Origin of the sequence: Actinomadura kijaniata, assembly GCF_014138665.1 — a bacterium.
In the GTDB taxonomy this organism is placed as follows: domain Bacteria; phylum Actinomycetota; class Actinomycetes; order Streptosporangiales; family Streptosporangiaceae; genus Spirillospora; species Spirillospora kijaniata.
This window is the reverse complement of sequence record NZ_JACJIA010000020.1, coordinates 24,856-40,468: the sequence shown is the minus strand read 5'-3', so window position 1 is coordinate 40,468 and position 15,613 is coordinate 24,856. Positions and strand designations below refer to the sequence as shown.

At 74.6% G+C, this 15,613-nt stretch carries 15 protein-coding genes; 10 read left to right on the top strand and 5 right to left on the bottom strand.

Annotation, left to right across the window (positions count from 1 at the left end; translation table 11 throughout):
* Positions 1-112: 112 nt before the first annotated feature.
* The 3 genes from HNR61_RS43225 to HNR61_RS43215 all read left to right on the top strand — a co-directional run bounded on the left by HNR61_RS43225 (position 113) and on the right by HNR61_RS43215 (position 3,448).
* Positions 113-1,336: a sensor histidine kinase gene (locus tag HNR61_RS43225; RefSeq protein ID WP_182848951.1), complete on the top strand. Its 1,224-nt coding sequence runs from the start codon at positions 113-115 to the stop codon at positions 1,334-1,336.
* A complete protein-coding gene (locus tag HNR61_RS43220) occupies positions 1,333-2,004 on the top strand; it encodes a response regulator transcription factor (protein WP_182848950.1) in 672 nt (223 codons plus the stop codon). Before HNR61_RS43225 ends, HNR61_RS43220 begins: the two co-directional genes overlap by 4 nt.
* A 73-nt stretch (positions 2,005-2,077) precedes the next feature.
* Positions 2,078-3,448, top strand: a complete 1,371-nt coding sequence (locus HNR61_RS43215) for a S41 family peptidase (RefSeq protein ID WP_182848949.1) — start codon at positions 2,078-2,080, stop codon at positions 3,446-3,448.
* A gap of 54 nt (positions 3,449-3,502) precedes the next feature.
* On the opposite strand, the gene secY is transcribed toward HNR61_RS43215, so the two are convergent.
* The 4 genes from secY to HNR61_RS43195 form a co-directional block, all read right to left on the bottom strand.
* Positions 3,503-4,798 (bottom strand): preprotein translocase subunit SecY, encoded by a 1,296-nt coding sequence (secY, locus tag HNR61_RS43210; protein WP_182848948.1) that lies wholly within the window; start codon positions 4,796-4,798, stop codon positions 3,503-3,505.
* A 125-nt stretch (positions 4,799-4,923) separates the two neighbouring features.
* Complete coding sequence (locus tag HNR61_RS43205) at positions 4,924-5,436, bottom strand: hypothetical protein (protein ID WP_182848947.1); 513 nt, start codon at positions 5,434-5,436, stop codon at positions 4,924-4,926.
* Complete coding sequence (locus HNR61_RS43200) at positions 5,433-6,266, bottom strand: transporter substrate-binding domain-containing protein (RefSeq protein ID WP_312898371.1); 834 nt, start codon at positions 6,264-6,266, stop codon at positions 5,433-5,435. The genes HNR61_RS43205 and HNR61_RS43200 overlap by 4 nt, the downstream gene beginning before the upstream one ends.
* Before the next feature lie 84 nt (positions 6,267-6,350).
* Positions 6,351-6,953 carry a class I SAM-dependent methyltransferase gene (locus tag HNR61_RS43195; protein WP_182848946.1) on the bottom strand — a complete coding sequence of 201 codons (603 nt, stop codon included), beginning with the start codon at positions 6,951-6,953 and terminating at the stop codon, positions 6,351-6,353.
* Positions 6,954-7,086: 133 nt separating this feature from the next.
* On the opposite strand from HNR61_RS43195, the gene HNR61_RS43190 reads away from it, so the two are divergent.
* From HNR61_RS43190 to HNR61_RS43160, 7 genes are all read left to right on the top strand, one after another.
* The gene (locus HNR61_RS43190; protein ID WP_182848945.1) at positions 7,087-8,232 is read left to right on the top strand and encodes a hypothetical protein; all 1,146 of its coding nucleotides are present in this window, start codon (positions 7,087-7,089) and stop codon (positions 8,230-8,232) included.
* A gap of 30 nt (positions 8,233-8,262) precedes the next feature.
* Complete coding sequence (locus HNR61_RS43185; protein ID WP_312898370.1) at positions 8,263-9,552, top strand: TIGR04013 family B12-binding domain/radical SAM domain-containing protein; 1,290 nt, start codon at positions 8,263-8,265, stop codon at positions 9,550-9,552.
* Between the two features lie 224 nt (positions 9,553-9,776).
* On the top strand, positions 9,777-10,265 hold the full coding sequence (locus HNR61_RS43180; protein ID WP_182848944.1) for a hypothetical protein: 489 nt from the start codon (positions 9,777-9,779) through the stop codon (positions 10,263-10,265).
* Between the two features lie 141 nt (positions 10,266-10,406).
* Complete coding sequence (locus tag HNR61_RS43175) at positions 10,407-11,078, top strand: response regulator transcription factor (RefSeq protein WP_182848943.1); 672 nt, start codon at positions 10,407-10,409, stop codon at positions 11,076-11,078.
* Positions 11,078-12,451: a sensor histidine kinase gene (locus HNR61_RS43170; RefSeq protein ID WP_182848942.1), complete on the top strand. Its 1,374-nt coding sequence runs from the start codon at positions 11,078-11,080 to the stop codon at positions 12,449-12,451. Before HNR61_RS43175 ends, HNR61_RS43170 begins: the two co-directional genes overlap by 1 nt.
* The gene (locus HNR61_RS43165) at positions 12,448-13,413 is read left to right on the top strand and encodes a TAXI family TRAP transporter solute-binding subunit (protein WP_182848941.1); all 966 of its coding nucleotides are present in this window, start codon (positions 12,448-12,450) and stop codon (positions 13,411-13,413) included. Before HNR61_RS43170 ends, HNR61_RS43165 begins: the two co-directional genes overlap by 4 nt.
* 271 nt (positions 13,414-13,684) lie before the next feature.
* On the top strand, positions 13,685-14,563 hold the full coding sequence (locus HNR61_RS43160; RefSeq protein ID WP_182848940.1) for an NmrA family NAD(P)-binding protein: 879 nt from the start codon (positions 13,685-13,687) through the stop codon (positions 14,561-14,563).
* Here HNR61_RS43160 and HNR61_RS43155 read toward each other — a convergent pair.
* Positions 14,553-15,449, bottom strand: a complete 897-nt coding sequence (locus HNR61_RS43155; RefSeq protein ID WP_182848939.1) for a glycosyltransferase — start codon at positions 15,447-15,449, stop codon at positions 14,553-14,555. The genes HNR61_RS43160 and HNR61_RS43155 overlap by 11 nt on opposite strands.
* Positions 15,450-15,613 lie beyond the last annotated feature (164 nt).

Genomic DNA, 15,613 nt, shown 5'->3' with positions numbered 1-15,613 from the left:
ACCCGTCCCTCGCCCGTCGGACGCGCGATGCGGCGGGTGGTACCGAAGTCCCAGGTCAGGGTCCACCCAGCGGAGGACGACGGGGGCGGCCCACCGTCCTACGCTCAGGATCATGGTCGTGGGGTCGAGGGCGCTTCCGCCGTCCGCACCGCGCCGGACCGCGGTCACGCGCCGCCGGGCCGGCGCGCTCGTCACGGCGCTCACCCCGGAGCGGCGGGCCCGGGCCGCCGACGCGGCCCTGGCGCTGCTGATGCTGGCCGTCCTGCTGGACATCGTCGTCAAGCGCTGGCCGGACGGCCCGGTGCCCCTCGCCCTGCCGGCCGGGCTGCTGCTCGGCCTGGCGCAGGTCGGCGTGGTCCTCGTCCGGCGGACCCGGCCCCTGCTCACGCTCACCGTGATCGTCGCGGCCGACCTGACCGGCTGGCTGCTGCTGCCGGAGCTGCCGTTCGACCCGCTCAGCCTGGGCAGCCTCGTCGCGCTGTACGCCGTCGGCCGGTACCTGCCGTACCGGACCGGCTGGTGGAGCGGCCTGGCGGCGACCGGCGCGGGCGCCGTCGCCTACGCCGTCCACAGCCCCACCGACATGGCGAACGCGGTGGCCGCGCTGCTGGCGCTCGTCCTCGGCCAGTACACGCGGCTGCGCGCCGAGACCGCCGAACGGCGGCGCGCCGAGCGGGCCGCCGAGGCCGTCCGCGCCGAACGCCGCCACATCGCCCGCGAGCTGCACGACGTCGTCGCCCACCACATCAGCGTGATGAGCGTGCTGGTCGGCGCGGCCCGCACCACCATGGCCGCCGACCCCGAACGGGCGGCCGAGGCGCTGGTCACCACCGAGCGCACCGCCCGCGAGGCGATGGCCGAGATGCGGCGGCTCCTGGCGGTGCTGCGCGCCGACGACGAGCCCGAGCCGGACGCCCGCGCCGACCGGCTGCCCGCGCTGGTCGAGCGGGCCCGCGCCGCCGGGGTCCGCGCCGACCTGCGCGTCGAGGGCCGGGCCCGTCCCCTGCCGCCGGCCGCCGACCTGGCGGTCTACCGGACCGTGCAGGAGGCGCTGACCAACGCCCAAAAGCACGCCGCCGGGGCCCGGGTGCGGGTCGTGCTGCGCTACACCGACACGGCGGTCGAGGCGGAGGTCCACGACGACGGCTCCGGCGGGCCCGCCCCCGCGCCGGCCCCCGCGGACCGGCCGGGCCACGGGCACGGGCTGCGCGGCATGGCCGAACGGGTCGCCCTGTGCGGCGGCGACCTCGCCGCCGGGCCCGCCCCCGGAGGCGGGTTCCGGGTGCGGGCCCGCCTCCCCCTTCCCCCGGACGCGCTGCCCCAGGAGGCGACATGACGATCTCGGTGCTGCTGGTGGACGACCACGCCCTCGTCCGCACCGGATTCCGGATGATCATCGGGGCGCAGCCCGACATGGAGGTGGTCGGGGAGGCCGCCGACGGCGGCGAGGCCGTGGACCGCGCCGCCGCGCTGCGCCCCGACGTGGTGCTGATGGACATCCACCTGCCCGGCCTGAACGGGGTGGCCGCCACCGGCCGGATCGCCCGGCTGGTCCCCGAGGCGCGGGTGCTGGCGCTCAGCACGTTCGACCTGGACGAGTACGTGCTCGGCGCGCTGCGCGCCGGGGCGTCGGGGTTCCTGCCCAAGGACGCGTCCCCGGAGGAGCTGACGGCGGCGGTGCGGACCGTGCACCGCGGCGAGGCCGCCGTCGCGCCCCGCCTGCTGACCCGGCTGATCGGCACGTTCGTGCGGGCCGCGCCCACCGGACCCGGCACGCCGCCGAGGGGCCTGGACGCGCTGACCGGACGCGAACGCGAGGTGCTGGCCCTCATCGCGCGCGGGCGGTCCAACGCCGACATCGCCGCCGAGCTGGCCATCACCCCCTCCACCGTGAAGAACCACATCTCCAGCGTCTTCGCCAAGACCGGCGCGCGGGACCGCGCCCAGGCGGTGATCGCCGCCTACGAGTCCGGGCTGGTCGCCCCGGGCGTCCCCCAGGCATAGGACCGAGGTCCTACTCCAGGTGGCGACCTGGGTACGACGCGTGACGCGCCCGGCCGGGCCTAGCGTCGTTCCCATGCCGACGAAGACACCGCGCAGGACCCTGAGGGGCGCGCCGGTCGCCGCCTCCCTCGTCCTCCTCGCCGCCCCGGCCGTTCCGGCCGCCGCCGAGACCGCCCGGCCTCCCGGCGGCGTGTGGCGGACCGCCGCCTACGGCCAGGTCGCCGTGGTCGACGGCGCCCGGCTGCGGCTCTACCAGACCACCTCGATCAGCTGCCTGCCCGGCGGCGAGCTGCGGAGCGCCGGTCCGGACGGCTCCGGCGGGGTCCGGTTCGCCGCCGACGACGGCGCCGAGATGGTCCTGCGCCCCGGCCCGCGCGGCGGTCTCGTCCTCACCGTCCCCGGCTCGGTGGGCCGGGTGGACCTGCGCCGCCTGCCGTCCCTGCCGGACCGCTGCACCCGCCCCATGCCGAAGGACCCCCGCACGGTCTTCGACGTGTTCTGGACGACGTTCGCCGAGCACTACCCCTTCTTCGCCGCCCGCGGGGTCGACTGGAACGCCCTGCGCGCCCGCCACCGGCCGCGGGTCACCCGGCACACCTCCCCCGACCGGCTGTTCACGATCCTCAGCGACATGATCCGGCCGCTGGGCGACGCGCACACCGGCGTGGCCGACCCGGTCGGCGGCCGGTCCTTCGCCGGACGGCGCCCCGGCACCCGCCGGCACGACGACGCGTTCCGCGCCCGCGTGGACAAGGCCGTGCTGCGCAACGTCGGCGTCCCGCTGCGCACCTGGGCCGACGGCCGGGTCGGTTACGCCGACCTGCCGCGGCGGCTCGGCTACCTGCGCGTCACCGCCTTCACCGGGTACGCGGGCGCGAACGCCGTCTACGCGGAGCAGCGGGCCGAGCTGGACCGGGCGCTGGACGCCGTCCTGACCCGCGACCGCGTCCGCGCCCTGCGCGGCCTGATCATCGACGTGCGGTACAACGGCGGCGGCCACGACGCGCTCGGCGTGCGCATCGCGTCCCGGCTGACCGACCGGCCCTACGTCGCCTACCGCAAGCGCGCGCCGGGGACCGCGTTCCAGACGGTGCGGGTACGGCCCTCCGACCGTCCCCGCTACACCGGCCCGGTCGCCGTCCTGACCAGCGACCTCAGCGTCAGCGCCGCCGAGACGTTCACGCTCGGCCTGACGGGGCGCTCCCCCGCGCCGCACCGCGTCGGCGCCACCACGCAGGGCGTGTTCTCCGACGTGCTGGTCCGCGCGCTGCCCAACGGCTGGATCCTCGCCCTCGGCAACGAGGACTACCGCTCCGCCGGCGGCGTCTCCCACGAGGGCCGGGGCGTGCCGCCCACCGTCCGCGCCCCCGTCTTCACCGACGCCGAGCTCGCCGCCGGACGCGACTCCGCGCTCGCCCGGGCGCGCGCGCTGCTGGCGCGGTGAACGGCGCGCCGCCCGCCCCGCCGGGCGGGCGGCGCGCACCGTGCGCCTAGGGGGTCACCGCAGGAACCCCTCGTAGTTGCGTTGCTGGAGCTGCGCCTCGATCTGCTTGACGGTGTCGAGGCCGACGCCGACGACGATCAGGATGCTCGTCCCGCCGAACGGGAACTGGTCGCCCACCCCGAGCATCGCCAGCACCACCAGCGGCACCAGCGACACCGCCCCCAGGTACAGCGCCCCGGGCGCGGTGATCCGCGACAGCACGTGGTCCAGGTACTCGGCGGTCGGCCGCCCCGGGCGGACGCCGGGCACGAACCCGCCGTACTTCTTCATGTTGTCGGCGACCTCCACCGGGTTGAAGGTGATCGCCACGTAGAAGTACGTGAAGAACACGATCAGCAGGAAGAAGCCGGCCATGTGCCAGGGGTTCTCCGGCCGCAGGTACGGCTGGACCTGCTGGAGCCACCTCACGTCCGGCCACAGCCGGGTGGCCAGGATCGGCAGGTACAGCAGCGACGACGCGAAGATCACCGGGATGATCCCGGCCTGGTTGACCTTCAGCGGGATGTAGGTCGCGGCCCCGCCGTACATGCGCCGCCCCACCATCCGCTTGGCGTACTGGACGGGGATGCGGCGCTGGCCCTGCTCGACGAACACCACGCCCGCCATGATGGCCAGGCCGACCAGCATGACCAGCACGAACACGAACGGGCCCTGGGTCTTGTAGATCCCCCAGAACTGCGCCGGGAAGACCGCCACCACCTGGGTGAAGATCAGGATGGACATGCCGTTGCCGACCCCGCGGTCGGTGACCAGCTCGCCCAGCCACATCACCACCGCGGTGCCCGCCACCAGGCAGACCACCATGGTGACGATCGCGAACGGGCCGGTGTCGCGCAGCAGGGACCCGGCGCCCGGGACGTTCTGGAACAGCTGCCCGGTGGCGGCCATCGCGACCAGCCCCGCGCCCTCCAGGGTCGCCAGCCCGACGGTGAGGTACCGCGTGTACTGCGTGATCTTCGTGGTGCCGGCCTGGCCCTCCTTCTTCAGGGCCTCCAGCCGGGGGATCACGACCGTCAGCAGCTGCAGGATGATGCTGGCGGTGATGTAGGGGATGACGCCGAGCGCGAAGATCGACAGCTTCAGCAGCGCGCCGCCGCTGAACAGGTCGAGCATCCCGTAGAGCTGGTCGCCCTTCTTCGCGGCGGCGGCCGTGTCGCGGAGCACGGCGACGTTGACGTTGGGGACCGGCACGTTCTGGCCGATCCGGAACAGCACGATGACGAACAGCGTGAACAGCAGCTTGCGCCGCAGGTCGGGCGTGCGGAACGCCCGCGTGAACGCGCTCAGCACGCGACCACCCCGTACCGGCGCGACAGCGGCCGGGCGAACGCGGCGCACGCGTTCGCCGGAACATGGCGAGAGATGACTTGCCTCCACAAGGGTGCGCCGCGGCGCACCCGCACGGAGCGCCGCGGTCAGGAAAGGGGAACGTCGGGACCCGTGGAGGCGGGCGGTCCGCGTTCCCGGACGGCCGAGGGCGCGAGGCCCGGCAGCGCCGCCGCGCGGCCGTTCGCCGCGGCGGCCCGGCTGCGGCGTTCCCCGGCCGCGAACGCGTCGGCGAGCACCGCGACCGCGTGGTCGTACGCCGCGACGGCCCGGTCGGCCGGCCCGTGGTCCCAGTGCCCGTGGTGCCAGTGCGCGGCCGGGAGCCCGGCCCAGAACACCGTGGGCCGCGCGCCGGGGGCCCGCGCGGGCGTGTCCCTGCGTTCCCCGGCGACGGCGCGGCCGGCCTGCTCGCGGCAGGCCGACTGCGCGGCGGCGGCCGTCCCGGTGCGGACCGCGTCGGCGTGCCCGGTCCCGGCCGCGCCGGGCAGGGCCGGCAGCGCCGCGCCCACCGCGACGCCGAAGAACCCCGCGATGAGGAGCAGCAGCCTCCGCCGCAGCGGCGTGTCCACGGCCGCGGGCGGCCCGGTGGGCGGCCCGGTCACAGGCAGCCCTCGAACTGCGGCACCTCGACGTTGGTCTTCTCCAGGCCCGTGCCCGCGAACCACTTGCCGACCAGCCGCGCCGCGGTGCCGTCCTGGTACATCCGGGTGATGGCCCGGTTCAGCGCCTCACAGCCCTCGGGGTCGCCCTGCCGCATGCCGATGCCGGTGTTCTGCTCGCCGAGCCTGGCGTTGATCAGGCGGTACCGTCCACCGCCCGCCTTCCGGGCCAGCCCGGCCAGGATCACGTCGGTGGTGGTGATCGCGTCGACCGCGCGGGAGTCCATCATCGCCATGCACTGGTCGTAGTCCTTGGCGCTGCGGACCTCGGCGGTCATCCCGGCGAGGGCCTGCAGCCGCTGCACCGGGTCCGCGCCCTCCACTCCGCAGAACGTCCGGCCCCTCAGGTCGCGGACCACCTTCACGTTCCGCGCGTCGGAGCGGACGAGGACGTCCTGGTAGGACACGAAGTAGGGGCCCGCGAAAGCGATCTTCTCCTTGCGCTCCGGCGTCACCGACAGCGTCGCCAGCACCAGGTCGGCCCGCCCGGAGGTGAGCACCGTGAGCCGGTCGGCCGCCAGCACCGGGACGAACCGGACGCTCTTGCCGAGCCGTCCGGCGACGTACCGGGCCACGTCGATGTCGAAGCCCTCGAAGGTGCCGTCCGGTTTGCGGACGCCCAGTCCCGGCAGGTCCGGGCGCACCCCCACGACCAGCGCCTGCTTGTCGAGCAGCGAGTCGCCGCCGGTCTGCCCGCACGCGGTCAGCGCGCCGCCCAGGACCCCGGCGGCCAGCAGCAGGCGCGCTCCCCGCCCGGTGATCGTCTGGATCACGCCCGCACCCCCGACTGCCCGCCCGCCCGACCCTCTGTGAGCGATGATGCCGACTCCACCACCACAGTCAAGCCCTTCGCAAGATCAGAACGGTTGCAGTCCGAGCACGCTCCACCGCAGTCCGGGCCGTCCGAGCAGGTCGCCGCGGGTCCCCCGGTGCACGACGTGCAGCCCGTTGACCTCGGCCAGCGCGACCGTCTCGGCCACCGGGACGTCGAACATCCGCCGCGCCGGGGGCACCGGCCCGTGCCGCAGGGTCAGCACGACCCGCCCCCCGGGGACCAGCAGCGACGCGACGCTCTTCATCGCCCGCGCCCGCTCGTCCCCGTCGAGGTGCATCCACACGGCCGACAGCAGCACGAGGTCGAACCGCCGCCCGCCCCGGTGCACGGCCTCCAGCTCGGGCAGCGCGTCGTCGATCCAGGTCACCGGGGCGTCGGCGTGCAGCCGGCGGGCGCGTTCGCGCAGCTCGCAGGCGGGCTCGACGGCCACGACCCGGTGGCCGAGCCGCGCCAGGGCGGCGGCGTCCCGCCCGCTCCCGGCCCCGACGTCCAGCACCCGTCCGGGCGCGTCGGGCAGCAGGTGGAGGACGTCGGCGTGGACGTCCTCGAACGCGAGCGTCTCGTACTGCCGGACGAGGACGTCGGCCGCCTCGTTGTATCCGGCTGTTCCAGCGATCCCGGGCATGGCCGTTCCTCGGTCGGGTGCGAAGCCGATGCTATGCCTCCCGCCGCGAGCGCGCCGGACCCTTCCCGAACCCGCCGGTACCGGACTGTCAGGGCGGCACGGTTGAATGGCGCTCCCCGACCGAGAGCGCCCGATGAGCCACTTCCCGCGACACGCCGCCGCCTACCTGGTCCACCTGCCCGACGAGGACGCCGCCCACGAGGTGGCGCGGCTCCTGACCGAGCGCGGCCACACGGCCGTCTCCGTACGCGAGGGCGTCCCCGACCAGCCCTTCCACCGCTTCTACGAGACCTCCTGGAAGGTCACCGCCCTCGACGCGGGCCCCTACCCCGACGACGACGTGCGGTGGTGGACGGCCGTGGAGACCCGGATCGTCAAGACGCTGGCGGCCGAACGCGGCGGCTCCTGCACCCTCATGCAGGCGGTCCCGGAAACGGCCCGAGCCCTGCTCCCCGACGGCGCCGACGACCGGCCCCCTGCCGAGGCGCGGGCCGCGCGCCTGGCGGCCCTGTCCGCCGCGCCCGCCCGCGCCCCGCGCCCCGTCATCACCTACCGGCTCGACCGGCCCGCCTCCGGCGGCCCGTCCGGGACCCCTGTCCCCCTGCCCGGCCTCGACGACGTCGACTGGCCGTCGCTCAAGCACGCCTACGGTTCGGCCGAGGACACCCCGGACATCCTGCGGGCGATGGCGGCGAACGACGAGGGCTGGGACGAGGCGACGTTCGAGTACTTCAGCGCCATCGTCCACCAGGAGACCTGCTACAGCGCCACGCCGCCGACGATCCCGTTCCTCGCCCGCATGGCGTGCGACCCGGTGATGACCCCGGAGTACCGCCTGGAGCTGCTGGCCGACCTCGCCTACATCGCCTCCTTCGACCCGTCCCCGGCCGCCGGTGAGGAGCCCGCCCCCACCGCGCACGCGGCCCGCGCCTGCCGCGAGGTCGTCGGCGCCCTCCCCGCCCTGCTGTCGCGCTGGCCCGAGGCCGCGCCCGCAGAGCGGGCCTGGCTGATCGTGCTGGGCGCGCTGTCCCCCGCCGCCGCCGCGCCGCTGCTCCCCGAGTTCGAGGGCTTCCGCCGGGGGCTGGAGGGCCCGAGCCCCGCCCTGGACCTCGCCCTGGCGCTGGCCGCCGACGACGAGGACCGCGCCTGCGGCCTCGTCCTCGACTGCACGACCTGGGACGAGAACATCTCCTGGCACCTGGCGGACGACACCCCGCCGCGCTGCCGCAACCTCACCGTCCTCGTCCGGCTGGCCGTGGACGAGCTTCCGAGGGGCTGAGCCGGGCGGACGGGTACTACGCTGCCGTCCGTGACCGTGAACGTCGGGGTGGTGGTCCGGTACCGCAAGGCCGTGACCTACGGGGTGCACGCGCTGCTGGCGGCGCTGGAGGCCGCCGGGACCGAGTGCGAGATCCGGTTCGGGACGACGCCCGAGGAGACCGCCGCCGAGATCACCGCGTGCGGGGCCGACCGGATCCTCGTCCTCTGGTCGTTCTACTCCCCCGACGCCGAGGCCATGGCCGCCGAGCTGGCCGCCGTCCGGGAGCTGGCCGACGACCCGCGCGCCCTGCACGTCGCGGGCGGCGTCCACGCCACCGCCGAGCCGCAGCACGTCATCGACTCCGGCTGGGACCTGGCCGGGATCGGCGAGGGCGAGTCCACGATCGTCGCCCTGGTCGAGGCGCTCCGCGCCGGGACGCCGCTGACCGCCGTCCCCGGCCTCGCCCTCCGCGACGACGACGGCGTGGCCCTGCGCACGGGCCCGGCGCCGCAGCCGCCGCTGGACGCGTTCCCGTCGTTCCCGGCGCCCCGCCGCACCGTCGGGCCGATCGAGATCACGCGGGGCTGCCGCTACACGTGCCGGTTCTGCCAGACGCCGTTCATGTTCGGCGGGAGGTTCCGGCACCGCTCGGTCGACAGCGTCCGCGAGCACGTCCGGCGCATCACCGCCCACGGCCTGCGCGACGTCCGCTTCATCACCCCGACGTCCCTGTCCTACGGCTCCCCGGGTCCCGACCCCGACCTGGACGCCGTCGAGGAGCTGCTGTCCGCCGTCCGGGAGGAGCTGCCGCCGCACGGCCGGATCTTCTTCGGCAGCTTCCCCTCCGAGGTCCGCCCCGAGCACGTCACCCCCGCGGCGATGCGCCTGCTCAAGCGGTACGTCGCCAACGACAACATCATCATCGGCGCCCAGTCCGGCTCCGACCGCGTCCTCGCGGCGTCCGGCCGGGGCCACGGCGCGGACCCGGTCCGCGCCGCCGTCCGCATCGCGGTCGCCGAGGGCTTCCGCCCGAACGTGGACTTCATCTTCGGCATGCCCGGCGAGGACGCGACCGACCAGAGGGCTTCCCTGGCCCTGGCCTCCGAGCTGGCCGACCTCGGCGCCCGCATCCACACGCACACGTTCATGCCGTTGCCGGGCACGCCCTGGCGGGACGCCGAGCCCGCGTTCATCCCGCTGGAGACGATGCGCGCGCTGGACCGCCTGGCCCAGCGCGGCGACGCCTACGGCCACTGGCGCAAGCAGGCCGAGCACTCCGCCCGCCTGGCCGAGACCGCCAGGGCCTACCCCCGCCGCGCGCCGCGCCGCCGCGTCTGACCCCGTCCCCGCCCCGGATGGTGATCTTCCTGGCGCTGCGCGTAGCGGGATGTTAAGGACTGATCAAATCCGGCGGCGCCGCTCTGGCCATTCCCGGCACGGCACGGCTTCATGAGGGCGAACAGGACGAAAGACCGTCCGGAACTCCTCCGGAAAACGTTATCCAAGGTCGTTCGCCCGCCAGATCCAAGGCCCCGCCCGGGCCGGACCAGAAAGGAACGCCCATGCGCGGACCATGGAAGCCGTCCCGGACCGTCGTCGCCGTGGTGACCGTGCCGCTCGTCACCGGCGGCGTCCTGGCGCTCGGCGCGGCGCCGGCCTCCGCCGCGACGACCAGGTGCAGCGGATGGCAGCAGCACACGCTCCCCGTCGTCGGGAAGATCGCGGTCAAGACCTGCGTCCAGAAGGACGGCTACAACCACAAGGCGTGGGTCCACGTCGAGTGGTTCCGGACCTACGGCGGCACGGACTTCGACGGCGTCAAGGTCAGGGTGCGACTGGAGCGCAAGAACAGCACCTACAAGTCGAAGACCTGCGACTACACCAAGGTCATGAACCAGTACAAGCTCGGCAAGCGCAACTGTACGACCGCGCGCGTCTTCTCCACCCAGAAGGGCGGCTGGACGGGCGACGGCTACGTCGACCTGAACTTCAACCTCGACGGCAAGGGCTGGAAGAGGTGGGAGTTGAAGGGATCTCCCTCCGTTTCCTGAGTCCGCGGGAAGGGATTTGTGGTATCTCACGGTAGATGGGAGGAACGCGGGGCCCTGCGGTCCGGCAGGGCAGGTCGAAACGTTTCGACTCCGGCGGGCGCCGACCGCCCCGGCGCGGGTGACGGGGGACGGGGGACGGCGATGCGGGTTCTGCTGGTGGAGGACGACCGGAGGTTCGCGACCTCGCTGGTCAAGTCGCTCCGGCAGTGCGGCTACGAGATCGAGCACGTGGTGGACGGCCGCGCCGCGCTGGCCGCGCCGCCGTGCGACCTGGTCCTGCTGGACCTCGGCCTGCCCGACCTGGACGGCATGGAGGTCTGCCGGCGGCTCCGCCAGCGCAGCGAGGTCGCGATCATCATCCTGTCGGCGCGCGGCACCGAGCGCGACCGGGTGGCGGGCCTGCGCGGCGGCGCCGACGACTACCTGGTCAAGCCGTTCGGCATCGCCGAGCTCCAGGCCCGCGTGGACGCGGTGCTGCGCCGGGCGCGGCCGCGGCACGAGGGCGTCCGCGTCCTCGGGGACCTGCGGGTCGATCTGGACGCCCGGATGGCCTCGGCGCGCGGCCAGGAGATCAGGCTGACCCCCAAGGAGTACACGCTGCTGGCCGTGCTGATCCGCGAGCAGGGCGTCGTGCTGATGCGCGAGCGGCTGCTGCGCGAGGTGTGGGGGACCGGCTGGCAGGGCAAGTCGCGCACCCTGGACGTGCACATCTCGACCCTGCGCACCAAGATCCGTGACGTCGCGCGGGTCGAGGTGGTGCACGGCGTCGGCTACCGGCTGGTGCCCGCCGGGGACACGGCCCGGAGCGCCTGATGCGATGGCGGCTGCTCGGAACGTTCCTGACGCTGATCGTCGCCGTGCTGGGGGTGCTGAGCGTGCCGCTCGCCACGGCGGCCGCCTCCCGGGACACCCAGGCGATGTTCCTGGACCGGGTCAACGACACCATCCGGTTCGCGTCGATCGCGGACACCGCGCTGCGCACCGGGCAGACCATGGCCCTGCGGGCGGAGCTGCGGCAGTACGAGCAGCTGTACGGCATCGGCGCGCTCGTCGTCGGGCGCGACGGCGAACCGGTCCTGGTGTCGGGCACCGACGTGGATCCCTACGCGCCGCGCGTCCGCGCGAAGATCGACGAGGCGCTGTCGGGGAACCGGTCGGCCACCGCCGAGGTGTTCTGGCCGTGGAGCAGCGACCCGCTCATCGTCGTGGAGCCGATCGCCCGCAACGGCGAGGTCATCGGGGCGGCGCTCACGCTGTCGCCGACCGACCGGCTGCGCGCCACCACCCTGCGCAACTGGGCGACCCTGGCCGGGGAGTGCCTGGCGGCGCTGCTGGTCGGCGTGCTCGCCGCCTCCCGGCTCACCCGCTGGCTGCTGCGCCCGGTCCACGAGCTCGACGCCGCCGCGCACGCGCTGACCGAGGGGCGGTTCGGCGAGCGCGTCGGCTTCACCTCCGGCCCCCGCGAGCTGCGCAACCTGGTCACCTCGTTCAACGCCATGGCCGAGCAGATCTCGATGCTGATCGAACGGCAGCGCGCGTTCGTCTCCTACGCCGGGCACCAGCTCCGCACGCCGCTGGCCCGGGTCCGGCTCGCCATGGACAACCTCGCCCCCCAGACGCTGCCCAGCGGCCGGGAGGACCACCAGCTCGTGATCGAGGAGATCGAGCGGATGGCGCGGCTGTACGACGCTCTGCTCGCCTACGCGCACGCCGACGCGGCCTCGACCGAGCTCGGCCCCATCGACATGGCGGAGGTCGCCGACGCCCGGGCCGCCGCGTGGCGGGACGTGGCGGCGGAGGAGGGGGTCACCCTCGCGCGCGAGGGAGAGGGACCGGCGGTCGCCCTGGCCACCGCCGACACCGTCGACCAGGTGCTGGACGCGCTGATCGACAACGCGGTGAAGTTCGCGGGGCCGGGCAGCACCGTCACGCTGCGGGTCGAGCGGCCCGACCCGGAGTGGGTGGAGGTGCACGTGGTCGACAACGGGCCGGGCATGGCGCCCGACGAGCTCGGCCGGGCGGCCGAACCGTTCTGGCGGCACCCCCGGGACCAGAACCTCGACGGCTCGGGCCTCGGCGTCACCATCGCCACGTCCCTGGTGACGGCGGGCGGCGGGTCCCTCGACCTGCTGCCCGCCGAGCCGCACGGGGTGGACGCGCGGATCCGTCTGCGGGCGGCGCGGTGACGGGCCTCCGGCGCAGGACGCTGCTGGCCCTCCCCCTGGTGGCCGCCGCCTGCGACCTCGCCCCGCCCCCTCCCCTGGACCGCCTGACCATCGCGACCGGCGGGCAGGGCGGCGTCTACCACACGCTCGGCACGGCCTACGCGGCCGCCGCCGCGCGCCGGTGGCACGCCGACGCCCGCGTGCTGACCACCGCGGCCTCCGTGGAGAACCTCCGCCTGGTCGCCGACGGGCGCGCCGACGTCGGTTTCACGACCGTGGACTCGGCGGCGCTCGCCGTCCGGGGGGAGGGGGCGTTCACCCACCCGCTGCCCGTCGTGGCGCTGGCCGGTCTCTACGACGACTACCTCCAGGTCGTCGTGCGGGCCGACGGACCGGTGCGCCAGATGGCGCACCTGAGCGGCCGCCGGGTGTCGACCGGGTCGCCGGACTCGGGCACCGAGGTGGTGGCGACCCGCGTGCTGGAGGCGATCGACCTCGACCCCGACCGCGGGATCGACCGCCGCCGCATGTCGGCGGCCGACTCGGCCGAGGCGCTGCGCAAGGACGAGATCGACGCCTTCTTCTTCACCGGCGGCCTGCCGACGCCCGCCGTCGCGAACCTGACCGCGGCCACGCGCATCCGGATCCTGTCGATGGGGCACATCGTCGACGGGCTCCAGCAGCAGTACGGAGAGGTCTACCAGGCCCGCTCGATCCCGGCGAACACCTACGCGCTCGGCGAGGAGGTCACCACCGTGGGGATCGCCAACGTGCTGGTGGTCCGCTCGGACATGGGCGGCGCCAGGGCGCGGGCGCTCACCGCCCTGCTGTTCGACGCGAAGCCGACGCTGGTGAAGGCGCACGCCGAGGCCCGCCGCCTGGACCACCGCACGGCCACCGCCACCTACCCGGTGGCCCTGCACCCCGGAGCGGCCCGGTACTACCGCGACTCCAAGGTCATGGTCACCCGCCGGGGCCAGTGAGCCACAGCACAGTCACAGCCCGAAACGACTTGTTAAGGACAGCTCAATTTCGGCGCCCAACCATGGCGGGCCCGGCCCCCCTCGCGGTTATCTAATGGCACCTCCGTGGTGGTGCGGTGAAAACCGCCGTTATCCCAGCTCCGCCCGCGGTCGGTGTACGTTCCCAACACCGGCCGCGGGCAGAGCCCACGGATTCCGCGACGAAACAGGCCAGTGGCCGTCCTCTTTCGTTCGTACGGTTCCACGGAACCGAAACGAGAGGGCACCACCGATGACCATCGTCGTCACCACTCCGACCGGACACGTCGGCTCCCGCGTGGTCCGGCTGCTGCTCCAGGCCGGCGTCCGCCCGCGCGTACTGGTCCGCGACCCGGCACGGCTGGACGCCGCGACCGGCGAACGCGTCGAGGTGCGGCGCGGCGACCTGACCGACGCGGCGTTCGTCCGCGAGGCGATCGCCGGCGCGCGGACGGTCTTCTGGGTCGACCCGACCCCCCACACGGTCGAGGACCCCGTCGGGACCTCCCGGCGGACGGCCTCCGGCCTGGTCGAGGCCGCCCGGGCCGGCGACGTCGCCCGGGTCGTGCTGCTGAGCAGCGTCGGCGCCGAGAGACGCCGCGGCGCCGGCCACATCGACGCCCTGGCCTGGATCGAGGAGCGGCTCGACGCCACCCCCGCCGACACGCTCCACCTGCGCTGCGGCTACTTCTTCACCAACCTGCTGATGGACCTCGACGGCCTGGCCCGCGGCGAGCTGACCACCTCGGTCCCGCCCGACCGGCCCCTGCCGTGGGTCGATCCCCGCGACGTCGGCGAGGTCGTGGCCGCGCGGCTGCTCAACGACGGGTGGAAGGGCCACCTCGTCCAGGCCGTCCACGGCCCGGAGGACCTCACCTACGAACAGGTCGCGCGGATCCTCACCGAGGTGCTGGACCGTCCCGTCCGGCTCAAGGCCGTCGGCGACGACGACGTCCGCGCCGCGCTGCGCTCGGCGGGCCTGCCCCCCGGCGCCGTGGAGGGCATCGTGGGCATGACGGCCGGGACGCGCGACCTGGTCCCCGAGCAGCCGCGCGACGTGGTGACGACGACCCCCACCACCCTCGCGGCCTGGGCCTACGCCCGTCTGCGCCCGGCGTTCCTCAGCGGCTGAGCGCGGCGTCGAGCTCGGCGAGGGAACGGCGCAGGAGCGAGCGTTCGAACTCCTGCGGGTCGTCCTCGCCGGGCCGGTACGTCGCCATGTACGCGTGAACGGCCGTGAACCAGGCTTCGAGGTCCTCCCTCCGCCGGGCGTCGACCCGGCCGTTGGCGACGGCGTGGTCGGCGAGCAGGGCGAACTCCTGGCGCATGAGGTCGGGCTTGGGCCGCTGCGGGTTCACCCAGTCGTCGGTGACCACCGGGCGGAGGCGGGCGCCGCTGTCGTGCCAGTGCAGCAGGATGGCCAGGTCGCAGGTGAAGCCCTCGGGCAGCGCGGTCGGCCACAGCTCCCGGAGCGCGGCCCGCTGGCCGGACCACGGGGTCGTCCCGAACGTCGGCAGCGCCTCCGGGAGCAGGCGGCCCGCGAGCGGCGCGAAGAAGCCGTGCAGCCAGAGCTGGGGGTAGATCGGGCGCCAGTACAGGTCCGCGATCGTGGCCTCGGCGACGCCCCGCAGGATCGGGGCGACCAGGGAGACGGCGAGCGGCTCGTCCCCCAGGTACCGGAGGTCGCCGTCGATGAGGCAGACCACGTCCGCGGTCGACGCCTTCACGCCCGCGAGAACGGCGTTGCCCTTGCCCTCGGCCGCCTCGGTCACCCGGGCCCCCGCGGCGGCGGCCCGTTCGGCCGTGGCGTCGGTGCACCCGCTGGCCGCGACGACGACCTCACCGTCCACCCCCAGCGCTTCCAGGGCCCTGAAACCGTCCCCGACCACGCGGGCGACGCTGTCCTCCTCGTCGTGGGCGGGGATGACGACGGCGACGCCGCCCTCGACGTCCCGGAGCGAGCGGGGCGAATCGACGTCGATGAGTCCGAGGGCCGGGTCGATCGTGGGCTGGGTCACTCGTCACTCCAGGCTTGAGAGGGCGTTCCGGGAAACTGAACCATCCCCGGGCGCGGACGACTCCCCTCGACGCCCGCGGCACCCGGCCGGCACCCCGCGTGTGCGCCAGCTCACGTCCAAATTGACCCTTATGTCCGCTCGGTAACGGGTATCCCGCTCAAGGT